The organism is Vibrio sp. D173a (assembly GCF_030248475.1).
Window position 1 is genome coordinate 1 of the sequence record NZ_JAHGAH010000475.1, and the last position, 582, is coordinate 582.

At 47.9% G+C, this 582-nt stretch carries 1 protein-coding gene; it reads left to right on the forward strand.

Annotation, left to right across the window (positions count from 1 at the left end; genetic code table 11):
• Positions 1-26: 26 nt before the first annotated feature.
• A partial coding sequence (locus KIV40_RS26855) for a pyridoxal-phosphate dependent enzyme (protein WP_285352227.1) occupies positions 27-582 on the forward strand: 556 nt, incomplete at its 3' end.

The following is a 582-nucleotide window of genomic DNA, read 5'->3' on the forward strand; positions in this document are numbered from 1 at the left end:
TCTAATTATCAATAAGGGCAGTCGTTATGAGAAACAACATCGCAGAAGATAACTCCTACACTATTGGCCACACACCGTTGGTACGCTTAAACCGAGTGAGTAACGGACGTGTGATGGCTAAGATTGAATCACGCAATCCAAGTTTTAGTGTGAAGTGCCGTATTGGCGCTAATATGATCTGGCAGGCGGAAAAACTAGGTAAGTTAGTTCCGGGGGTTGAACTTGTCGAGCCGACCAGTGGTAATACGGGTATTGCATTGGCTTACGTTGCTGCGGCTCGTGGCTACAAGCTGACTCTTACCATGCCTGAATCGATGAGCCTAGAGCGTCGCAAATTATTGAAAGCCTTGGGTGCGAACTTGGTTTTGACTGAAGCAGCAAAAGGCATGAACGGCGCGATAGATAAAGCGCAACAGATCGTCGATACCAACCCAAACAAATATCTGCTCCTTCAGCAGTTTGATAACCCTGCCAACCCTGAGATTCATGTAAAGACGACAGGGCCAGAAATCTGGGATGCCACTCAAGGCCAAATCAATGTATTTGTCGCAGGCGTAGGTACAGGCGGTACCATCACAGGGG